The following is a 20,897-nucleotide window of genomic DNA, read 5'->3' as shown; positions in this document are numbered from 1 at the left end:
TTGCGAAGTAGCTTAGCTCGAAACTGGTATCGCTTCTGCTGAGCTACTACTGGCTACCTCATTACTGTTCGGTTGCCTCGCAGACTCACTTTCTACCACTTCTACTGGTTGTGGTGTTGTTAATTCAGTTTGTGTTACTTGTTGTTCTTGGTTAATTGCTTCATCGGCTGAAGCACTACTCGCACCAAGGAATGTTAATCCTAATAATATGGATGCTACTCCGATCGTTAATTTTCGCAGGCCAAATCGTTGCTTTTGTGGTTGGCCCTTGCGATTCATCATTTGAACGTTTTTCTTAGATAACATGTGTTAATCCTCCTGTGAGTTTGTAATAAAAAGTAGCATTATTACAAAGTTACTTCTTATCTATCCGCAACATTCATAGGGGGGTAAACCCATCCTTATACGCATTTAGATAACTTTTCGTAATACGTTTGTAATCTTTTCGTAACATAATCATACTATATCTCGATCAAGAGGAAAATATTATTAAGGTGAATCATATTTTTTCTTAAGTGTTTAAACAAAAAAAGTTCACAAATGAAAGTCGAACCATTTGTGAACTTCTCTATTACTTATGATATGGCAGGCCATTAATAATCGTGAATGCTCGGTAAATTTGTTCCGTCAACACTAGTCGCATTAGTTGGTGGGGCAAAGTAAAGCGGCCAAATGAAATTTGAGTATTTGCTCTTTTTAAGACTTCTGGACTAAGACCGAGTGAACCTCCGATTACAAAGGTAATATCACTATGGCCATACGTTGTTAATTGGTTAATTTCCTTTGCAAACTCTTCAGAGGTCCGTTCCTTTCCTTTGATCGCAAGGGCATAAACATATTCTTTATCCTTAATCTTTTCAAGGATCCGCTGTCCCTCTTTTGCCATTACTTCGTCCATCTCAGCTTGACTTAGTGATTCCGGTGCTTTTTCGTCCGGTACCTCTACAATTTGAAATTTACAAAACCGACCAAGCCGTTTTGAATATTCCGCAATTCCTGCTTTAAAATACTTTTCTTTTAATTTTCCAACACCAATAATTTTAATATTCAATTTATCCACCACTTTCAACATCTTATCCACAGAGTTATCCACAGGATAACAATATATTTCCATTATATTCCGAATGTTCGGCAGTAAATTCTTAATGAAATCGCTTTCTTAAATTTTACTTATCCACAGTTATCAACAAAAACAACCGTTCGCTAAGCCGCTTTGTAATTATTGGTATATCAATGATTACAGCCACTAAGAATTTATTATTTCCACTTATCCACATATCACGCGCCCGCCTGTGGATAAGTTTTACACACCTTGGATTACTGTTATTATGACATATCTACAATAGTAAAATATTTTAACTCATTTTTCCACCGACTTTTCCACAGGTAAATTAACAGGCAATTTATAGCTAAAAATAACACGGATCGTGGTTCCTTAATCACAATCCGTGGTTAGCTGAATAATCATATAGTCTAAACGTTCAATCATTCGTTTTTTTCTATAAATCAGGCATACTTATGAGCAATCTTTCCACAAACTGCGGCCACAATCGCTGAAAGGAGATCATCTATAAAGGTATTTACATGAAGATCAGACGTATCAAACTTCTTCATAATTCCTGACTTTACCCGATCGAAATAACCGAAATTAGTTGTCCCGATCGTTCCGTAAATTGTCGCAATCTGAAGAGCAATTGTCTCATCAACACCAAATACCCCAGCATCATTTTTAATGATCGAAGCTAATGGTTCATCTACTTTCCCTTCTTCTGTCAGCCGATCAAGCTCTAACATTACCATCGCATTATTCATTAATTCGCGTTTATGCATAACGTCAACAACAGCCTCTTCACATTCTTTTAGTGTGACTTGGGATTCGTATTGATGCTGGGTTTCATAAGCAATTTGTGCTAAGTCTTTCTGCGTCACTCCACGTTTTTTAAGCCGATCTACTACAAAATTATAGGCCTTCGTGTCTGGGTATTTAAACTTAGGATTATTCATAATTAAGTTCTCCTCATTCTTGGTAGTATTTTCATTATAAAGCAAAAATTGCATTACCTTATCCTAAATGAATACAGTAATGCAATTTACCCTCTATATTTTATTACTTACTTTGATAACTTCAGTGTTGCGGTATGTGGTTGTCCATTACGATAGTAGGTTACTTTAGCTGTATCGCCAATCTTGTATTTGTACAGGGCAGTCTTTAATGAACTTGTATTAGTAATTTTATCATTACCAAACTTAGTAATAACATCATACTGTTCAAGACCTGCTGTTTGTGCTGTTGAACCACTCTGAACATCCATAATCACAACACCCTTAGTGACGCTTGAAGGAAGCTTCAAAACTGACTTTTGTTGATCAGTTGTTACTCGACTTAAATCAATCATGCTAATTCCAAGTGATGGACGCGAAATCTTACCATTCTTGATTAATTGGTTAATGATCTTAACCACTTCGTTACTTGGAATTGCAAAGCCCATCCCCTCAACAGAGGAACCGTCATTACTACCAGCCAGCTTCATTGAGTTAATCCCGATTACTTGTCCAGCCATATTAATTAATGGACCACCAGAGTTACCTGAGTTAATTGCGGCGTCAGTCTGAATTACGGAAGTTAATGTTCCGTCCGTTCCGCTCTTCAACGTCCGACTCTTTGCAGAAATAATCCCCTTGGTAACCGTGTTGGCATATTCGCTCCCCATTGGTGAACCGATTGCCAAAACATCTTGACCAGCTGCAATTGAGTTTGAATTACCAAATTCAGCAACGGTTTTAACATTTGCCGAATTAATCTTTAATACTGCTAAGTCGGTAGCGGCATCAGAACCAACAAGACTGGCATTCACCTTTCGGCCATTACTCAATATTACCTGGAGGGCATTTGAACCCTTTACAACGTGGTTATTAGTAACAATGTATGCAGAATGACCACTCTTCTTGTAGATTACTCCTGACCCTTCACTAGCTGTCTGCAGTTTTCCAGAATTCTGTGAACTATCGGAATTGGAAGAGTCACCACTAATCTGACCACCGAATAAGCCCATGATCCCTTGATCAGATGATTGAACTTCCTGTTTGTTAATAACACTAACAACAGCATCTTTTGTCGAATTATAGGCCTTTGTGGCTTGATTATTTAAATTAGCCTTATTCTTATTTACTTGAGTTCCACCAGACTTATTGGATCCTGCTGGAACATTAGTACTTGTAGTTTGAACATGGTTTTCAATTACGTTGCCGATTCCAAGGGACAGACCTCCACCGACTAAGCCGGCTAAAAGTCCAACTCCGGCGACTTTCAACCAAAACTTATTCTTTAGATTTCGTGGGTTTTGGTTTCGTTCACTCATTTGGTAACTCCTCCAATCTTTTAATCATCATTTTTAATATATCGCTAATCTTTGAAATTTTCTTGAAGTTTTATTTGCTATTTAGTGATTCCGTTCCTATAAGGTTAGGAGCTTACTTGGTTTATCCGGTTCGGCATCCACAAGTTGAAAATCATGGTTAACGCCAAAATCATGTTTTTCCATCATCGTCGCAACCGTCAAATGGGCTAATGAACGCATGTTATTGTGTTGGCTCCGGTGACCCAAGAAGATCCGCTTGGTCCGCGAACCAAGGATGTCCATCAAGGCATCTGCGCCCTCCTCGTTAGAAAGGTGTCCAGTATCACTCAAGATCCGCTGCTTTAGTGGCCAGGAATAAGGTCCCATCCGTAACATTTCTGTATCGTGGTTGCATTCCATCAAATAGGCATCCGCATTACGAATCGTCCCCTCAACTCGATCAGAAACATAGCCAGTATCCGTAATAATACAGAATGTTTTGTTATTATGATGAACTTGGTAAAATTGCGGTTCCGCTGCGTCGTGCGATACAGCAAAGCTTTCAATATCAATGTCTCCTAGATCTTTAACGCTATTTGGGGCAATAATATGTTTTTGCTCTAAAGGAACTTTTCCAATCTTACTTGCCATTGCGTCCCAGGTTCCCTTATTTGCGTAAATATCCATTCCATAACGGCGTGCAAGAACACCAACACCATGGCAGTGGTCGGTATGTTCATGAGTCACGAAAATTGAATCAACGTCTGCTAGGGAACGGTTAATCTTCGCCATCAGGTTCTCGATTCGTTTTCCGCTTAGTCCAGCATCAATTAGGATCCGGTGTTTATTTGTTTCTAAGTAGGTTACGTTTCCCGTACTCCCACTTGCTAAGATACTGTAACGTAATGGATCTTGTTCTGTCACCCCAAATTACTCCTTTACTTCCGATTTAGTGCTTCAGTATTAACGCTAGTTGTAATGTCCTTCATGATAGTACTGTTGAAGGCATTGATGGAAATTCGATCAACTGCACCTGAGTTCTTAGTTTTTATTTCTGCAACCCAGGTTGGGATATAAACGTTTCGGTTATCAGTATTAGTGCTTAATAAACGTGAGTATCCTAGCTGAACCCACCGAATTCGTGAATTATTAGGAATTTGATTATGCTTATATAACCAAACGACAGCTCTCTTTTGGCTAATAGTAGACGATTCTGGACGAAGAATCTTTACCCCTTCCAAAAATGTCTGAGTGTATCCAGTAATCTCATGATTTGAGTTTACCCGAAAGCGAATTTGTCCATCCCCGTTCATTACCGGTCGTCCTTCAACCATTTGTGTATAAACAATCACCCGTTTAGTTGAAAGGTAGGGATTATATCGATAATGCTTCCCCAATGCAACTTGGTGAGTATTATGAATTAATTCATTTAGTCGAACATTGGGTGTTTCAATATTTATATTAAGTGGCTCACTAAATTCACTTGTCAAAGTATTATTAGAGAAATGAGTCTCTTGACCATGTAATCGAACAGCAGCGTTATCCAATTCTCCATCTTCTGCCGAACGATAACCAGAAAGGTAATACCCGTTTTGATGACCACTTGCCAATTTCCCATAACTAATCGAATCATCTTTCATTTCCTTCAAAACAACAGATGAACGGCCACTCTGGTTATTTGTTACGATAAAGCGATTTTCAACTAGGATCGAGCTAGCAATAATTACATCAAATAACAGGAAAGCAAAGAAAAAGATCCATTGAATTCGTTTAAAGTTCATTTTTCAATACCCCCTTACTTTTGTAATTCAGTGTAATCAACCCATTGTCCATGGTAATCAACAAAGTAGGTTGGTGTTAGTTTAACGGTAGTATTATCGTTTGTGTTTTCTTTCCAAAGATAACCAATCCGAATTCCCTTAACATCCTTGAGCCGGTTATTTGCCCGTAACTCGTTAAAGACCGTCGTGGTAGATGGAAGACGAACTGACTTCTGGTTAATCGGTAATGGAACTTGGATACTGTAAAGACTTAGCCAAGTTTTGTTTATACCATTAGTTTTCGAAGACATTCGAATATCACCATAACCGGCAGGATTAAAAATTGGGAACCCTTCAACATAACTCCGGTAATTAATAGTTCGTTGATGATCACTAATTCCGTCATAGCGCAAGTTATCCATTGGAATTCCTGTTTTCGCAATCCGACTATAGAAATAACTTGCCAATTGGCTTGATTTAGGAACGTCATCTCGACCTACATAATTTTCATAACGAACTGTTCCATTTTGGTGATTATAAATTACCCGTTTATTTTCACCATCACGGTAAATCGTCGTGTTTCCCTTATGTTCGGTTGAAATTGAAGACTGTTTATTTGTACTAATAAGGTTTTGGCTTAAAGTATCAATATTCTGAGCAGTAACCTGATACCCAAAGACCGGTAACGTGAAACTCTTAGGATAAAGTAGCATTGTTTGTCCGTGGATTATTTTATGGTCAACTTCTACTTTGCTTGTTCCTTTGACCAGTGAGTTTAAACTACCATTCTCTTTTGACCGATTAATCCGTACCCGGTAAATCTTATATCCATGGTCAGCTAATAAGTAAATATTCCGTGGATTATTTAATGGAATTAAGATGTGATCAATTTGCTTAACACGACTCGTATCAATTGACTGCGAGAAGGTTTCATTAAAAATTGTTCCCGTAACGCTGTCAGGATAACTTATCATCAATGATTTTGGCTGATGAAGATAACCAAGATAAACATCACTATTATCACTCTTTACCAGACTTACTCGACCAAGCTGACAACTGCGTAATTGCCGCTGAACGGTAGCGATCAAATTCTTTTTTGAACTATATAGCAAAAACTGCTGCTGATCTGCATTGACGTGGACTACCTGGGTGGGTAGATACAGGTCACCCATAGATTGAGTTGTATTGAGGTTTCGTGAATTCGAACTATCCCTTGTTCGTTCGTACTGGACAGGGTTGGACCAAATTGCAGCGGTTAAAAGTAAACTAATAACAACTACAATGGTTAACGCAATAGCTAACCAATTAGTTTTGATCTTTTTGATCATCCCACTCGTCCCCCTCTTCATATGGTACGTATGGTAAGGAAATATAGAAAGTCGAACCCTTTCCTTCAACACTATCAACCCAAATTTGACCGCCTAGCATGTTAACAACTTCCTTGGAGATAGCAAGTCCAAGACCTGTTCCTCCTTGCTTCCTGCTCCGTGCTTTATCAACACGGAAGAAACGATCAAAAATATGACCTAAGTCTTTACGTGGTATTCCTAGTCCTTGATCCGAAATACTCATAATAACGTGATTATGGGTTTCTAGTAATCGTGCAGTAATTACCCCACCATCAGGAGAATATTTGATCGCGTTATTCATAATATTATCGATAACTTGAGTAAACTTATCCGTATCGATTTCAACCCATAAATCTTTCTTCGTAAAGAACCGCTCAATTGTGTACTTCTTCTTTTTAGGGTCCTCTTCCTTCTTAATAATCATATCAAACCGGTCAAGAATATAGTTAAAAAGCTCATTGATATTAACGTATTCCAAATTTAACTTTGTTGTCCCGGCATCCATCCGTGACAGGCTTAATAGGTCATTGATCATCCGGATCATTCGTTCAGTTTCATCCTGAACAACTTTCAAGAACTGCGGTGCAATTTCCTTATCTTGCCATGCACCATCACTTAAGGCTTCAACATAACTCTTTACACTAGTTAATGGTGTCCGCAATTCATGGGAAACATTAGAAACGAATTCTTTTCGTTCCTGTTCCTCTTTTTGCTGACTAGTAACATCATGAAGGACACAGACAAGTCCACTAACAAAGCCTGATTCTCGTTGAATTGGCGAGAAGTAGGCATTCAAGATTAAGTTACTTCCTGAATTCGACATATCAAGAATCATTTCTTTTTGTTCACTATTAACAAGTTGTCGAACTGTGTAGTCATGACGAATATCAAGAACATCAATAATTGATTTTCCGATTAACTCATCTTCATGTTCGACCCCCAACAATTGGAGGGCCATGTTATTTACGATTGTGACATTTCCACGGCGATCTGTTGCCAAAACACCATCCGACATATGTGAAAGAACACTATCCAGCCGCCGCCGTTCAGAATCACTCGACTCCTGTGCTTCCTCAACCCGGATAGATAAGTTATTAACGGCACCAGCAAGCTGACCTAGCTCATCATTTCCCATTACACGAACTTGTCCAGAGAAATCACCGCGAGCAATTCTAAGTGTTTGCTTACGCATCTCTTCAATTGGCCGGGTTATTTCCTGGGAAATAATAATTGCCAGTAGCAAACCAATCACAATTGTAATCAGAGCAGCCGAAAGGTAAATTAATGTAATGCTATTAATATTAGAATAGACACTCTCTAAACTTGCACGAAGATAAACAACACCAACCACATTGTTATTACTATTATCCACTAACGGAATAATATTGACGTAATACCGAGTATGGTTACTGTTATCATAAACATTTTCTGCATGTGAACGGTTATTAACAAGGGTTGTTTTAACCATCTGATCAGTTGTCTTTTGTCCAATCATATTCCGGTTATCAAAATTACTGGTTCCCCGGACAACACCCTGACTATCAATTACCCGAATCTCTGAAATGTTATTATTATTAACTTCAGCTAGGATCTGTTTGATCTTCTGGTTAGCCTTTTTATGATTAGGATTTACTAACTGTTCACTTAATGAATTATCAACATAGGATGGTAATTCAATTGTTTGTTTAAATGTATTTAAGTTTTGATGTTCCAATTGACGCACAAAAACCGCCCCAACGCATTCCAGCGTTAACATGAGCATTAACGCGAAAACGAGAGCGATTTTAAAACGAATCGATTGGTAAAATTTTAATTTGCTGTTCACAACTGGCTAGCCTCTAATTTTGATCAGGATTTGCTAAGTAGTAACCAACACCACGGCGAGTAATTAACCATTGGGGGTGACTTGGATTATCTTCAATCTTTTCCCGTAACCGTCGAACCGTAACATCAACAGTTCGAACATCACCGAAATAGTCATAACCCCAAACTGTTTGTAATAAGTGTTCACGGTTAATTACTTGTCCAATATGTTCAGCCAAGTAATGGAGAAGCTCAAATTCACGATGAGTTAGATTGATGTTCTCCCCACGCTTAGAAACGGTATATGCTTCTGGATGAATTATTAAGTCACCAACTTGGATGTCTGTATTGTTGTCCTCTTCAGCAGGAGCTTTAACCGCTGCTTGTCGACGAAGGTTAGCCTTTACCCGGGCTACTAATTCACGATTAGAGAAGGGCTTCGTAACATAGTCATCAGCACCCAGTTCAAGACCAAGAACCTTATCTAGTTCTGAATCCTTGGCAGTAACCATAATAATTGGGGTGGTGTGTTTTGCTCGTACCCGTTTAGCAACTTCAAGGCCATCAATCTTAGGGAGCATTAAATCCAAAATAATTAAATCAGGATTTTCACTTTCAACTTTTTCTAAGGCTTCTTCACCATCAAAAGCGACAGCAACTTCATAGCCTTCTTTTTCAAGATTAAATTTGATGATATCAGAAATTGGTTTTTCATCATCAACAACTAAAACTTTCTTTGCCATATCAATACTTACCTCCACGTAGGTATAATTGATTCTTTAATCATTGGTTTACGATTCAAATTAATGCGCTATCAAAGACGGAAATCAGCTATAGAATCGCCTTTTTATTCTTTTAACATTATACCACATCAGTAATAGATCAATTTAATTTCAAATATTTGGTTGACAATGTAAATAAATGATGATATCTTTATATATGTTCTGACTGAACAGGTTATATGGGCAGTTAGCTCAGCTGGCAGAGCAACGGACTCTTAATCCGTGGGTCCAGGGTTCGATCCCCTGACTGCCCATCAGAGGTTTACAAGATCACCATTTTGGTGGTCTTTTTCTTTTTTTAAATTAAAAAAACTGGGAATAATGTTTTCCTAGTTTCAATCATTCACTACTCATCTAGCTCATTATCTTCCCATACCTTTCGAATCATTGGATACTTAAGATCACCAATCTGGCTAACTTGGTACTTCGCTTCCTTAAGTTCTTCAGCATCCCCAACGCCAATTGAAATTACTCCAGTTTCATTCATTAATTTAATTTCATTAGTCTGGGACCCAATTCCAACACAGGCAGCTGGTTGAACATCTAATTCTTGACTCGCTTTTAAATAGGGATTTTCCTCATCCAAAGGTGAAACAAAGGCATCCACAAAATCATCTACTTTTAGTTTCTGTAAGATCTTCTTTGCATGTCCATCAATATCATTAACTGCAATATCTACGTAATGGTCATAAAAGTTATTCAGCAATTGTTTGGCCCGTGGATAGAGCTTATCTTCACTAATTCCTGATATTACTTTACTGTACATCTCGTATTGTTCATTTAATAATTCATCCTCATTTACACCTGTTACATTAAAATGCTTTAAAATCAGGTCCAATGCTTGGTGTCGATCTACTCCTGCCAATTGATTTGCCATTTTTCCTGGTAATCCCATTCCAAATTCGTACATTGCTAAATCTCGCCAAGCTTGAAATTGAAGCTCATCAGTATCCAAAATAATATGGTTTAAACTGAGAATTGCGCCTTTCATTACCGTCATCCCTTCACTTTATTCTTTATCCTTACTTTACAGATCCTGGTAACGATATTCAATCATTTATTCACCTATTTTAACCAACTAATTTCAATTTATTTAAAAAAGGTCTTGCAAAATCAATTAAAGATTGATAATATAATACCTGTTGTCAATGACATGGGCAGTTAGCTCAGCTGGCAGAGCAACGGACTCTTAATCCGTGGGTCCAGGGTTCGATCCCCTGACTGCCCATCTTTTATAAAGTCACCTTTTTAGGTGGCTTTTTTATTTTTAAAAATTTAAAAGACAAGAAACAAGGAAGCGATTTCCTTCTTCTTGCCTTTTTGCATTAGCAAAGTTATTTTCTATTAAAGGCTAACCTCGCCAACAACATTGTGCTCAAAGAAATCTGCAACTTGATGGACGTTCATTTTCTGTCCCAAGGCCCACATGAGTTTAGTGATTGTGCTTTCTGAAGTCATATCATGAGCACTAATTGCTCCTTTTAGCAAGGCTTCACGACCAACCTCATACTTAGTTAAATCACTCCGTTCATACAGACACTGACTTGTCGCAATTACTGGAATGCCATTTTTTATTAGTTCACCGATTGTGCCGACCATATTTCGCCGAATGTAGTTCATTCCACCAAGTCCATATCCCTCAATCACAATCCCTTTACAGCCATTTTCAACCATCGCAAACAGCAGCTTCGGATCAAATCCTGGAAATAGCTTAACTAGAGATACGTGAGGATCAATTTCTGTATTTAATGTGCACTGGTTGGCATGAGGAAAATTAACCTGTTGCGAGTCAAATACTAAGCCATCTGAGGTGACTGTCGCTACGGGTGGAACATTAACACTTTCAAATGCATCGAAGTTTGTTGTCCGCACCTTGACGCTTCGACATCCTAACATAACCTTTTCACTAAAAGCCAAATAGATTCCCGGACGACAAGTAGCAGCAGCGGCAAATGCTAGACGTAAATTATCAGGTGCGTCACTAAGGATGACATTAATCGGCACCTGGCTTCCTGTAAGAACCACGGGTAAATCAATCCCTTGGAGCATAAAAGACAGTATCGAAGCTGTATACGCCATTGTATCGGTCCCGTGTGAAACAACAATCCCGTCATAGTCCTTTCGCAAATCATAGATCTGTTTAGCAATAAACTTCCACTCTTCTGGTTGTATATTTGATGAATCCAACTGGAGAATATCACGAACTTCAATTTCGTACGGAAGCTGACCAAGCATTTTAATTAATCCTTCTCCTGACTCCCGAGGTACTAATCCTGAATCTGAAGCAACTGAGGCGATTGTTCCACCAGTTGAAAGTAGTAATAATTTCTTCATTGCGATTACTCCCATAATTGTTAACCATGATTATACAACAAATAGAATATCCTTAAAAATAAATGGGGAATATGGCGGAAATCAGTTGCGATTTCTGTACACATTCCCCATTTATGTATTTCCCAGGTAATAATTTAATAACGGATTGTTCGTGATTGGTTAGCCTTAACTACAATGAAGACCACTACCAAAGTAGCAAAAACAGCTACCGCACAAACAACAAACAAAATCCGGTAACTAGAAAGCTCAATCAAAATTCCACCAAATAATGGTCCAATTGCCTTTCCAAGTGATGAAAAGGCATTAAGGATTCCCTGGTACTTTCCCTTAATATTAACCGGTGATAGCTCATTAACAATTGCCGGCATCGTCGGAAAGGCTGTTGCCTCCCCAATCGTTAGTACAGTCATTGCCAAAACAAACCAAATGTAAGACTTGGCAAATAGAAGCAAAACAAAGGAAAAACCAACGGTAAAAATTCCCAGGAATACTTGCAGGTAAAGGTTCGAGTGATAGCGGTTGATCCAGGTAATAATCAACTGAATAATGACAATCAACACTCCATTAAGTGTCCATAACAAACTATACTTGGTCATTGAAATTCCTTGATCAGTCATGAAAACTGAGAGGTTACTTGCCCATTGTTCGTACATTGTCCAAATGATCATCAATGCTGCAAAGAAGGTCCAACTAATTAATAAGTTACTAATTGGCATCTTAACCTTTTGACTATCATCAGCCGTTTCAACATCAACTTCACGATTACTCTTTCCGGTGTTCTTTTCGTCTTTAAAGAAGAAAAAGACAACTGCACTAAAAAGGACGTAGAGAATCGTAGTAATCGAGAACATTGGCGAAATATTACCATGTGCATATTGATAAAGTGGGCCAACAATCGTTGTTCCAATCACCATTCCCAAATTATTCGCAAAGTATAACATATTAAACACATACCGGCCATCATGTCCTGATTGTGTCCCATAAGAGTTAACCATGGTGATAATCCACCCATTCATAAAGCCAACTCCGGTTAGTAAAATCCCATAAACCGGCCAACCATTAAATACAATCAGCAAGGCCATAATTACGGTAGCCGTAACTGTTCCGCCAAGCATCAATTGTCGTGGATTTTTCTTATCAAACAATGTCCCGGCGATATAACTCCCCACAACATTAGCACCGGAATACAGCAGCAGGACAATCCCTGAAACAGTTAATGATTCGTGAAGTTGCTGGTGCATATAAATAGTAGTTAACGGCCAAACAAAACTGTTACCGATACTTCCTAAAAACATCCCTAGCAGCAACCACTTTAATTCAATTCCGTGACGGTTCATCTTACGCCTCCTCTTTTATCATCCGTTTTACTAAGCCTACCACTTTGACTATAACCTTTTTCCAGTTAAATAGGTGGATAGACGCTTCATTCTTTTATAAACACACAAAAGGGCCCCTACGATTTCTCTTAGTTGCCCTTGTTATTCGACTAATTATTATCTTCTGGAATATAAGAAACGGAAGCAAACTTATTATATGACTTGGCAAATAATAGCTTAACCGTTCCCCGCGGACCACTACGGTTCTTTTCAATAATGACTTCAACTTCACTTACATTTGAACCATCGTCGTCATTATTTTGCTGGCCACCATTTTGGTTATCCTCGTCTTCACCGTCTTCTTCGTGATCATAGTAATCATCACGGTACAAGAAACTAACAATATCAGCATCCTGCTCAATTGAGCCTGATTCACGAATATCAGAAAGGACCGGTCGTTTATCTTGTCGCTGTTCAACACCACGAGAAAGCTGGGATAAAGCAATCACCGGTACTTCTAGTTCCTTAGCAAGCTTTTTTAATTGACGAGAAATTTCGGAAACTTCTTGCTGTCGGTTATCAGGATTGGTACCTTCAATTAATTGAAGGTAGTCAATTACAATCAATCCAAGGTTACCCTTTTCTTTTGCTAAACGACGACACCGTGCACGGATTTCTGCAACCTTAATTCCAGCAGTATCATCAATATAAATATTAGCTTTAGAAAGAGAACCAGTAGCAATAAAGAGACTATTCCACTCATCCTGGGTTAATTGCCCAGTCCGTAAGTGGTTAGCATTAATATTTCCTTCAGCGCAAATCATCCGGTTAACGAGGGATTCCGCCCCCATTTCAAGACTAAAGATTGCCACCGCAGTGTCTGAGCTTGTTGCAACATTTTGCGCGATATTTAACGCAAAGGCCGTTTTCCCGACAGCAGGTCGCGCAGCAATAATCACTAATTCATCCTTATGCAACCCTGTCGTCATTTCATCCAATTGCTGGTAACCGGTCGATAATCCAGTAACTTCACTTTCATTTTTGGATAAATCATTAACGTGCTTTAACGACTCTTCAAGGACATCCTTAATGTTCTGGAAGCCATTCTGGGTATTATCTTGTGAAACCTGCATGATCTGCTGCTCAGCATTATCAAGCAAGTCAGAAATACTATCATTGTCAGCATAACTATTATTGATAATCTTGGTTGCAGTATTGATTAACCGCCGCCGCGTTGCCTTATCATGGACAATCTTTGCATAGTAAGCAACATTGGCTGCTGTCGGGACCGCTGTTGCAAGTTCAGCAATGTAGGCAACCCCGCCAATATTTTCAGTTTGATTGTCCTTGTCCAACGCACTTCGCATCGTTACCACATCAATTGGCTGATCTTCTTCATTAAGATCGACCATCTTCTGGAAAATTACTTGATGAGCCTTCCGATAAAAATCGCGTGGTTCCAAATATTCCATTGCATCAGCCAGGGCATCCTTACTTAAAAAGACAGCTCCAAGAACTGCCTTTTCCGCATCGATGTCACGTGGCTCTTCTTGCACTGGTGCATTATCCATGACGATACGCTCCTTTAATTAGTGAGCCTACTTTTCAGCAATGTGAACCCGAATTTCAGCTGTTACCTGTGGGTGCAATTTGATTGGCACGTTAACATAACCTAATGCTTTGATCGGTGCTGCAAGTTCAATCTTCCGCTTATCAATCTTAACGTTAAATTGCTTTTGGAGTGCAGTTGCAATTTGCTTAGTTGAAACTGAACCAAACATCCGGCCATCAGTTCCGGCCTTCCCAGTTAATTCAACAACAGTCTTGTCGTCTTCCAAAACCTTCTTTAATTCTTTAGCTTCAGCTAATTCTTCAGCAGCGTGCTTCTTTTCAGCACGTTGTTGACCAGCTAACTGGCTCATAGCGGCATTAGTTGCTTGTTTAGCTAAGCCCCGCTTAATCAGGTAGTTTTGTGCATAGCCATCGGGAACTTCTTTTACTTGTCCACGCTTTCCACGACCGCGAACATCTTGAACAAAAATAACTTTCATCCTAGTCACTCCTCAGTTGTTTCTTCACTACTATCATCCTCTGTTTTGTTCAATTGGTCAATTAGTGTTTGCTTAACCTCAGGAATTGTTGCTCCCTTAATTTGGGTTGCAGCATTGGCAAGGTGGCCACCACCACCCATTTTTTCCATAATCAATTGAACATTGACATCACCCATCGAACGTGCCGAGATGCAAACCATCCCGTCAGCTCGCTTTGTAATGACAAACGAGGCTTCTATTCCATTAACCTGTAAAAGCATATCAGCGGCTTGTGCGGCAGTAACCGGATCATAGATCTGATTGTCCTCTCCCGCACAGATCGCAATTGAATCATTTAACTCTGCCCGTGAGATCAGGTGATTTCGCTTCATAAAGCTATCAGCGTTTTCTTTCATGAACATTTGGATCATCATCCCGTCAGCACCTGCAGACCGCAAATAACTCGCTGCATCAAATGTCCGTGTCCCGGCACTCTTGGTAAAGGACTTAGTATCAATCTGAATTCCCGTCAGCATGGCAGTTGTTTCCAGTTTATTCAAGCCCTTCCCTTCTCGTGGCTGGTATTCAAACATTTCTGTAATCAGTTCACAAGTCGAAGAAGCATATGGCTCAATATAAACGAGTAACGGATTTTCGGGGAATTCTTCACCGCGGCGGTGGTGATCAATAATTACAAGCCGGTTCTGCAATCGCTCATAAAGTTCAGGAGCAATTGTAATTCCCTTCTTCGCATGATCAACCATCACTAAAAGACTATTTGGCGTAACTTTCTCGAGTGCTTCTTCAGGCGTAATGACGTGCTCTTTAATCTCTTGGTAATTATCCATCTGCTTCAACAGACGCTGAATATCTGAATGAGTCTGTTCATCATCAACGACAATCCAACATTCACGGTTATTCATTGCCGCAATCCGGCGAATACCTAAACAAGCACCCAAAGAGTCCATATCCGGGTTCTTGTGTCCCATTACAAAAAGTTGATCCGCTTGAGCCATTAATTCCTGCAGGGCCTGACTAATCATTCGTGCCCGAACACGGGTTCGCTTCTCCATTGGGTTAGTTTTTCCACCGTAGAACCGTGTTTCAGAACCATGACCACGAACAACAACCTGATCACCACCCCGTCCTAAAGCAAGGTCGAGGTTATTTTGAGCAGTATCCGCTAATTTTATTAGATCATTTTCACCATAGGCAATCCCTACGCTTAATGTTACTGGCGAGTTTTGCTTTGACGTATTTTCCCGAATAATATCAAGAATCTTAAACTTCTTTTCTTCCAGTCGTTTCAATGAAATTTGGTGACCGATAATCAAGTAGTTATCATCATCAATCACTTTCATCAGTAAGTGGTTTTCTACAGCCCATTTACTGATTTCCGACGTTACGTAATTATGAAGGTTAGAAACATCCGAATCACTCATCCCCTGGGTCAATTCAACATAATTGTCTAAGTAAATGTTTCCCAAGAAAATTTGCTGCTGTTTATAACGTTTACTAATTTCCTCATAATTTGTCACGTCCATCATATAGATAACGTGATTATCTTTTTGAACAAGAAATTCAAATTGGCGATCCTGCCAGGTAACGATCGCTGGTGCTTTATCATTCCGGTGCTCGTTCTCTAACTTAGCAAGTTCACTATCAACATCCTTGAGCTTTTTCCCAACAACAATCTTAAGATCGAAGTATTTTGCCATATAAGGATTTATCCACTGAATTTCACCCTGCTTATTCATTAAGATCATTCCCAGTGGCATTTCTAATAACGCTTCTTGTTGTCCTTGTTCAATCTGGTAAGTAAGATCTGCTAAATATTCATGGGCATCTACTACAATTGTTCGTAGACGATTTATACTAAGTTGGCTTCCCAGGAGTGTAACAAGCAAAATCATAGCTCCAAGAAGCCAATTAATATAAAACCCTAATACTAGACTAAGAATCGTCAAAATTAAAATGTAAATGAAATTCCATCGAACTGCTGGCTGTTTAAACAGCTCCCGCCAGTATTCTCGACTAAAAAAATCTCTCATACTGGTCCTCCCGATTTTAACATTTTCGTTAATTTATAATTTTGTTAAACAAATCAGTATCTATCATATCACATTGGCCCATTTGACTACATCTTGATAACTAGTAAACAGAAAATATTTTAAAATAAGTGGGAAATAACCATGAGTCAACCTCAAAAGGTACTGGTTATTTCCCATAATTGTTTTTTATTCAAAGTAAGAGGCTGGTGAAGAAGTAAAGCTTCTCCCCAGCCTCTTAATAATATTGGATTAGTCTTCAGCAACGAATGGCAAAAGACCCATAATCCGTGCTCGCTTGATAGCGATAGTTAACTTACGTTGGTTCTTGGCGCTAGTACCAGTAACCCGACGTGGTAAAATCTTACCCCGTTCAGAAATAAACCGACGTAATAAATCAGTGTCTTTGTAATCGATGTAGTCGATGTGGTTTGCGGCGATAAAGTCGACTTTACGACGACGACGGCCGCCACGACGTTGTTGTGCCATGAAATTACCCTCCTATCTGGTTAAAGAATTCTTTAGAATGGTAATTCGTCATCAGATAAGTCAATGGATTGACCATCGTCCCCACTACTTGGGAATTGGTTATCTGGTTGACTTGGTTGGTTATTGTTACCACCAAAGCCATTATTTGACGAATTAGCTTGAGGAGCATTATTTCCAGGTTGTGGCTGATTATTATTGTACTGTGGTTGACCACCAAATGGTTGCTGGTTACCGTATTGTTGTTGGTTACCACCATTTTGTCGTGGTTCAAGTAGTGCAAAATTATCGACAACAACTTCAGTTACGTAAACTCGGTTACCCTGTTGATTTTCGTAATTCCGGGTTTGAATCCGGCCTTCGATTCCAACTAGTGATCCCTTATGAGTAAAGTTACTAAAGTTTTCAGCGGATTTACGCCAAATAACGCAATTGATAAAATCGGCATCCCGATCACCATTTTGGTTTCGGAATTGACGATCAACAGCTAATGTAAAAGATACAACCGCTGTTCCACTGGTTGTGTACCGCAACTCAGGATCTCTTGTTAAGCGTCCAGTAAGTACTGCACGATTAATCATTAGATCTCGTCTCCTCTCTATTAATTGAAGATCAAATTAAGCTTCACGCTTGATGATCATGTGACGTAGGATATCATCGCTGAACTTAGCTAAACGATCGAATTCGTTTAAGGCTTCGTCAGTGTCGGTAGTAAGGTTTACCACGTGGTAAGTACCTTCAGTGTACTTGTCAATTGGGTAAGCAAACCGGCGTGTTGACCAATCCTTGGAATCAGCGACAGTTGCACCATTGTCTTCAAGAATCTTGTCAAAACGAGCTACAAGGTCGCTCTTTGCAGATTCTTCCATGTCAGGACGAATGATGTAAGTAATTTCATATTTACGTGTTTCCATGAATGTTACACCTCCTTATGGACTCTGGCTCTTCCCGTAAAGATTAAGAAGAACAAGGAGAGTAGACGTCTGTTACGTATACTCACAAGAATAAAATATACCACAGACATTGATTTAAAACAAGGAACAGGTAACAAGAAAATCCTGAATTTACGGTCTAATTAATTAAGACGGAATAAATCAGGATTTCTATTTTATTTATTCACTTTTTTCTTCGGTGGTTACTTCTGCGCTAGATTTCTCTTCGGTTGAATTTTCATCTGATGAAGAATCGGCTTCGTTATCTTCATCGTTTTCCTTTTCAACCTTAGCGATTGTAGCAACATGGGTTCCCTTATCCATCTTGATTAGGTGAACACCTAGTGCAGAGCGACCAGTTTGTGAGACAGATTCAACACCGAAACGAATGATAACACCATGGTCCGTAACGAGCATGATATCTTCATCACCCTTAACAGTCGTCAGACCTACCAATGGTCCGTTCTTCTCTGTTACATTGACGGTCTTAACACCTAAGCCACCACGACCCTTAATTGGGTATTCACTAGCAGGTGTTTGCTTACCGTAACCTAACTCACTAATAACCAAGACGTTACTATCGTCATCAAGTGGGGCAGTCCCAATAACATAATCTTCATCCCGGAGACGAATTCCTCGAACCCCAGCTGCAGAACGACCCATTGACCGAACAACAGAAGAGTTAAAGCTAAGTGCGTATCCACGGTGAGTACCGATAATCATATTTTGTTGATCCTTAACAATATCAACATGAATCAGTTCATCATTATCGTGAAGGTTAATCGCCTTCAACCCATTGCTCCGGATATTCTTAAATTCTGTAACCGGTGTCCGTTTTACAGTTCCGTGCTTGGTAGTGAAGAAGAGGAACTTGTCGTCATCATTGGTTTCGTGGGAAACGTTAATCACAGCACTAATCTTTTCTTCGTTATCAATTCCTAACAAATTAATGATCGGAATTCCTTGTGCAGAGCGACCATATTCTGGAATTTCGTACCCCTTCATCGAGTAAACTTTTCCAGAATTGGTAAAGAAGAGGAGCAGATCGTGAGTATCACTGGAAATCAATTGTTCAATGAAGTCATCCTTATGGACTCCCATCCCCTTAACACCACGACCACCACGGTGTTGAGACTTAAATTCATCAACTGGCAACCGCTTGATGTAGCCGTTATGAGTCAAGGTAACGATAATTGATTCTTCCTCAATCAAATCTTCGTCTTCAATGTTAGTAATGTCACCAACTTGAAGTTCAGTCCGCCGCTTATCACCAAACTTCTTTTGGATTTCCAATAATTCATCATAAATGATTTGGTTAATCCGTTCTTGGTGAGCAAGGATATCCTTGTAATCAGCAATGGCGGCCATTAACTTCTTATATTCAGCTTCAATCTTTTCGCGTTCCAAACCGGTCAACCGCACTAACCGCATGTCAAGGATTGCTTGAGCTTGACGATCAGATAACCCATAATTTTCCATTAACTGGTTCTTAGCGATTTCACTCGTTTGTGAATTACGAATGATCTTAATAATTCCATCAATATGATCCAAAGCAATCCGCAATCCAGCAACGATATGAGCACGGTTTTCGGCCTTCTTCAAGTCAAATTCAGTCCGCCGACGAACAACGTCTTCTTGGTGTTCCAAGTAGTACTGAAGGATTTCCTTCAAACTAAGAATCTTTGGAGCACCCTTTACAATCGCCAACATATTGAAGTTAAACGTGGTCTGCATCAAGGTCATCTTGTAAAGGTTGTTTAAGATGACTTCAGCACTAGCATCGCGCCGAACGTCAATTACGATCCGCATCCCTTCACGGTCAGTTTCATCATTAACGTCGGTAATCCCTTCGATTTCCTTATTCCGTGCTAAGTCTGCAATCCGTTCAATTAACTTAGCCTTGTTAACCATATATGGAATTTCATGAACAACAATTTGTTGTCGACCATTCTTCCGCTCTTCAATGTCAACTTTAGCCCGAACAATGATAGTTCCTCGGCCAGTTTCATAAGCTTTGCGAATGCCAGACTTTCCCATAACAACTCCCCCGGTTGGGAAATCTGGACCTGGGAGAACCTTCATCAGGTCTTCAGTCGTTGCATCAGGATTATCCATTAGCACATGAATTGCACTAATTACTTCCCCTAAGTTATGCGTTGGAATGTTAGTAGCCATCCCAACAGCAATCCCTGAAGCACCGTTAACCAGTAAGTTAGGGAAACGAGCTGGTAAAACAGTCGGTTCCTTTTCCGTTCCATCGTAATTATCTTGGAAATCAACAGTATTCTTGTTGATATCCCGTAACATTTCAACGGCAATCTTACTCATTTTAGCTTCGGTATACCGCATGGCGGCAGCACTATCACCATCGATTGAACCAAAGTTACCGTGACCATCAACTAGCATGTACCGGTAACTAAAGTCTTGTGCCATCCGGACTAAACCTTCGTAAATTGAAGAGTCACCATGAGGGTGGAACTTCCCCATAACATCCCCAACAATCCGGGCAGACTTCTTGTACGGCTTGTCAGGGGTAACCCCTAATTCGTTCATTCCATATAGGATTCGCCGCTGTACTGGTTTTAACCCGTCCCGCACATCAGGCAATGCCCGAGAGACGATAACACTCATAGCATAGTCCAAGAATGAGTTTTTCATTTGGCTAGTTAGGTTAACGTCAGTAATCCGGTTGTTTGATAGATCGTTCTCAGCCACTATC

At 39.5% G+C, this 20,897-nt stretch carries 19 protein-coding genes and 2 tRNA genes; 2 read left to right on the top strand and 19 right to left on the bottom strand.

Going from position 1 to position 20,897, the window contains the following annotated elements; translation table 11 throughout:
* Positions 1–12: 12 nt before the first annotated feature.
* The 9 genes from H9564_RS00340 to yycF all read right to left on the bottom strand — a co-directional run bounded on the left by H9564_RS00340 (position 13) and on the right by yycF (position 8,993).
* Positions 13–306 (bottom strand): YSIRK-type signal peptide-containing protein, encoded by a 294-nt coding sequence (locus tag H9564_RS00340; RefSeq protein WP_191683605.1) that lies wholly within the window; start codon positions 304–306, stop codon positions 13–15.
* Between the two features lie 265 nt (positions 307–571).
* Positions 572–1,051, bottom strand: coding sequence for a 23S rRNA (pseudouridine(1915)-N(3))-methyltransferase RlmH (gene rlmH / locus H9564_RS00335; protein WP_191683604.1), 480 nt, complete (start codon positions 1,049–1,051; stop codon positions 572–574).
* Between the two features lie 455 nt (positions 1,052–1,506).
* Complete coding sequence (locus tag H9564_RS00330) at positions 1,507–2,004, bottom strand: phosphatidylglycerophosphatase A family protein (RefSeq protein WP_191683603.1); 498 nt, start codon at positions 2,002–2,004, stop codon at positions 1,507–1,509.
* A 107-nt stretch (positions 2,005–2,111) separates the two neighbouring features.
* Entirely contained in the window at positions 2,112–3,359 is a 1,248-nt protein-coding gene (locus H9564_RS00325) for a S1C family serine protease (RefSeq protein ID WP_191683602.1), read from the bottom strand.
* 96 nt (positions 3,360–3,455) lie between these two features.
* Positions 3,456–4,262 carry an MBL fold metallo-hydrolase gene (locus H9564_RS00320; protein WP_191683601.1) on the bottom strand — a complete coding sequence of 269 codons (807 nt, stop codon included), beginning with the start codon at positions 4,260–4,262 and terminating at the stop codon, positions 3,456–3,458.
* 14 nt (positions 4,263–4,276) lie between these two features.
* Complete coding sequence (locus tag H9564_RS00315; RefSeq protein ID WP_191683600.1) at positions 4,277–5,119, bottom strand: two-component system regulatory protein YycI; 843 nt, start codon at positions 5,117–5,119, stop codon at positions 4,277–4,279.
* 14 nt (positions 5,120–5,133) lie between these two features.
* The gene (locus H9564_RS00310) at positions 5,134–6,426 is read right to left on the bottom strand and encodes a YycH family regulatory protein (protein ID WP_191683599.1); all 1,293 of its coding nucleotides are present in this window, start codon (positions 6,424–6,426) and stop codon (positions 5,134–5,136) included.
* A complete protein-coding gene (gene walK / locus H9564_RS00305) occupies positions 6,404–8,272 on the bottom strand; it encodes a cell wall metabolism sensor histidine kinase WalK (protein WP_191683598.1) in 1,869 nt (622 codons plus the stop codon). Before walK ends, H9564_RS00310 begins: the two co-directional genes overlap by 23 nt.
* Before the next feature lie 13 nt (positions 8,273–8,285).
* Complete coding sequence (yycF, locus tag H9564_RS00300) at positions 8,286–8,993, bottom strand: response regulator YycF (RefSeq protein ID WP_191683597.1); 708 nt, start codon at positions 8,991–8,993, stop codon at positions 8,286–8,288.
* A gap of 220 nt (positions 8,994–9,213) precedes the next feature.
* On the opposite strand from yycF, the gene H9564_RS00295 reads away from it, so the two are divergent.
* Positions 9,214–9,286: transfer RNA gene (locus tag H9564_RS00295), tRNA-Lys, on the top strand.
* 92 nt (positions 9,287–9,378) lie between these two features.
* Here the strand turns inward: H9564_RS00295 and H9564_RS00290 are convergent.
* Positions 9,379–10,023, bottom strand: coding sequence for an HAD hydrolase-like protein (locus tag H9564_RS00290; protein ID WP_191683596.1), 645 nt, complete (start codon positions 10,021–10,023; stop codon positions 9,379–9,381).
* 164 nt (positions 10,024–10,187) lie between these two features.
* On the opposite strand from H9564_RS00290, the gene H9564_RS00285 reads away from it, so the two are divergent.
* A tRNA-Lys gene (locus H9564_RS00285) sits at positions 10,188–10,260 on the top strand.
* Positions 10,261–10,376: 116 nt separating this feature from the next.
* Here the strand turns inward: H9564_RS00285 and H9564_RS00280 are convergent.
* The 9 genes from H9564_RS00280 to gyrA form a co-directional block, all read right to left on the bottom strand.
* On the bottom strand, positions 10,377–11,366 hold the full coding sequence (locus H9564_RS00280) for an asparaginase (RefSeq protein ID WP_191683595.1): 990 nt from the start codon (positions 11,364–11,366) through the stop codon (positions 10,377–10,379).
* A gap of 134 nt (positions 11,367–11,500) precedes the next feature.
* Positions 11,501–12,703, bottom strand: coding sequence for an MDR family MFS transporter (locus H9564_RS00275; protein WP_191683594.1), 1,203 nt, complete (start codon positions 12,701–12,703; stop codon positions 11,501–11,503).
* A 149-nt stretch (positions 12,704–12,852) separates the two neighbouring features.
* Positions 12,853–14,253 carry a replicative DNA helicase gene (gene dnaB, locus H9564_RS00270; RefSeq protein ID WP_191683593.1) on the bottom strand — a complete coding sequence of 467 codons (1,401 nt, stop codon included), beginning with the start codon at positions 14,251–14,253 and terminating at the stop codon, positions 12,853–12,855.
* Between the two features lie 27 nt (positions 14,254–14,280).
* Positions 14,281–14,733, bottom strand: a complete 453-nt coding sequence (rplI, locus tag H9564_RS00265) for a 50S ribosomal protein L9 (RefSeq protein WP_191683592.1) — start codon at positions 14,731–14,733, stop codon at positions 14,281–14,283.
* Positions 14,734–14,738: 5 nt separating this feature from the next.
* On the bottom strand, positions 14,739–16,763 hold the full coding sequence (locus tag H9564_RS00260) for a DHH family phosphoesterase (RefSeq protein WP_191683591.1): 2,025 nt from the start codon (positions 16,761–16,763) through the stop codon (positions 14,739–14,741).
* Positions 16,764–17,012: 249 nt separating this feature from the next.
* Positions 17,013–17,249: a 30S ribosomal protein S18 gene (gene rpsR / locus H9564_RS00255; protein ID WP_003716302.1), complete on the bottom strand. Its 237-nt coding sequence runs from the start codon at positions 17,247–17,249 to the stop codon at positions 17,013–17,015.
* Between the two features lie 32 nt (positions 17,250–17,281).
* Entirely contained in the window at positions 17,282–17,827 is a 546-nt protein-coding gene (ssb, locus tag H9564_RS00250) for a single-stranded DNA-binding protein (RefSeq protein ID WP_191683590.1), read from the bottom strand.
* Between the two features lie 36 nt (positions 17,828–17,863).
* Positions 17,864–18,160: a 30S ribosomal protein S6 gene (rpsF, locus tag H9564_RS00245; protein ID WP_191683589.1), complete on the bottom strand. Its 297-nt coding sequence runs from the start codon at positions 18,158–18,160 to the stop codon at positions 17,864–17,866.
* 198 nt (positions 18,161–18,358) lie between these two features.
* The gene (gyrA, locus tag H9564_RS00240) at positions 18,359–20,893 is read right to left on the bottom strand and encodes a DNA gyrase subunit A (protein ID WP_191683588.1); all 2,535 of its coding nucleotides are present in this window, start codon (positions 20,891–20,893) and stop codon (positions 18,359–18,361) included.
* Between the last annotated feature and the right edge of the window lie 4 nt (positions 20,894–20,897).

Origin of the sequence: Limosilactobacillus avistercoris, from assembly GCF_014836425.1 — a bacterium.
Lineage (GTDB): Bacteria > Bacillota > Bacilli > Lactobacillales > Lactobacillaceae > Limosilactobacillus > Limosilactobacillus agrestimuris.
Note: the sequence above shows the minus strand (reverse complement) of the source record. Positions and strands in the feature narration are given on the sequence as shown.

Bases quoted from the DNA above. Each gene is read 5' to 3' on its own strand.
- H9564_RS00260 (WP_191683591.1), bottom strand. From the start codon at position 16,763: ATGAGAGATTTTTTTAGTCGAGAATACTGGCGGGAGCTGTTTAAACAG.
- H9564_RS00340 (WP_191683605.1), bottom strand. From the start codon at position 306: ATGTTATCTAAGAAAAACGTTCAAATGATGAATCGCAAGGGCCAACCA.
- yycF (WP_191683597.1), bottom strand. From the start codon at position 8,993: ATGGCAAAGAAAGTTTTAGTTGTTGATGATGAAAAACCAATTTCTGAT.
- H9564_RS00315 (WP_191683600.1), bottom strand. From the start codon at position 5,119: ATGAACTTTAAACGAATTCAATGGATCTTTTTCTTTGCTTTCCTGTTA.
- rplI (WP_191683592.1), bottom strand. From the start codon at position 14,733: ATGAAAGTTATTTTTGTTCAAGATGTTCGCGGTCGTGGAAAGCGTGGA.
- dnaB (WP_191683593.1), bottom strand. From the start codon at position 14,253: ATGGATAATGCACCAGTGCAAGAAGAGCCACGTGACATCGATGCGGAA.
- rpsF (WP_191683589.1), bottom strand. From the start codon at position 18,160: ATGGAAACACGTAAATATGAAATTACTTACATCATTCGTCCTGACATG.
- H9564_RS00275 (WP_191683594.1), bottom strand. From the start codon at position 12,703: ATGAACCGTCACGGAATTGAATTAAAGTGGTTGCTGCTAGGGATGTTT.
- ssb (WP_191683590.1), bottom strand. From the start codon at position 17,827: ATGATTAATCGTGCAGTACTTACTGGACGCTTAACAAGAGATCCTGAG.
- H9564_RS00330 (WP_191683603.1), bottom strand. From the start codon at position 2,004: ATGAATAATCCTAAGTTTAAATACCCAGACACGAAGGCCTATAATTTT.
- H9564_RS00310 (WP_191683599.1), bottom strand. From the start codon at position 6,426: ATGATCAAAAAGATCAAAACTAATTGGTTAGCTATTGCGTTAACCATT.
- H9564_RS00325 (WP_191683602.1), bottom strand. From the start codon at position 3,359: ATGAGTGAACGAAACCAAAACCCACGAAATCTAAAGAATAAGTTTTGG.
- H9564_RS00280 (WP_191683595.1), bottom strand. From the start codon at position 11,366: ATGAAGAAATTATTACTACTTTCAACTGGTGGAACAATCGCCTCAGTT.
- H9564_RS00290 (WP_191683596.1), bottom strand. From the start codon at position 10,023: ATGAAAGGCGCAATTCTCAGTTTAAACCATATTATTTTGGATACTGAT.
- rpsR (WP_003716302.1), bottom strand. From the start codon at position 17,249: ATGGCACAACAACGTCGTGGCGGCCGTCGTCGTCGTAAAGTCGACTTT.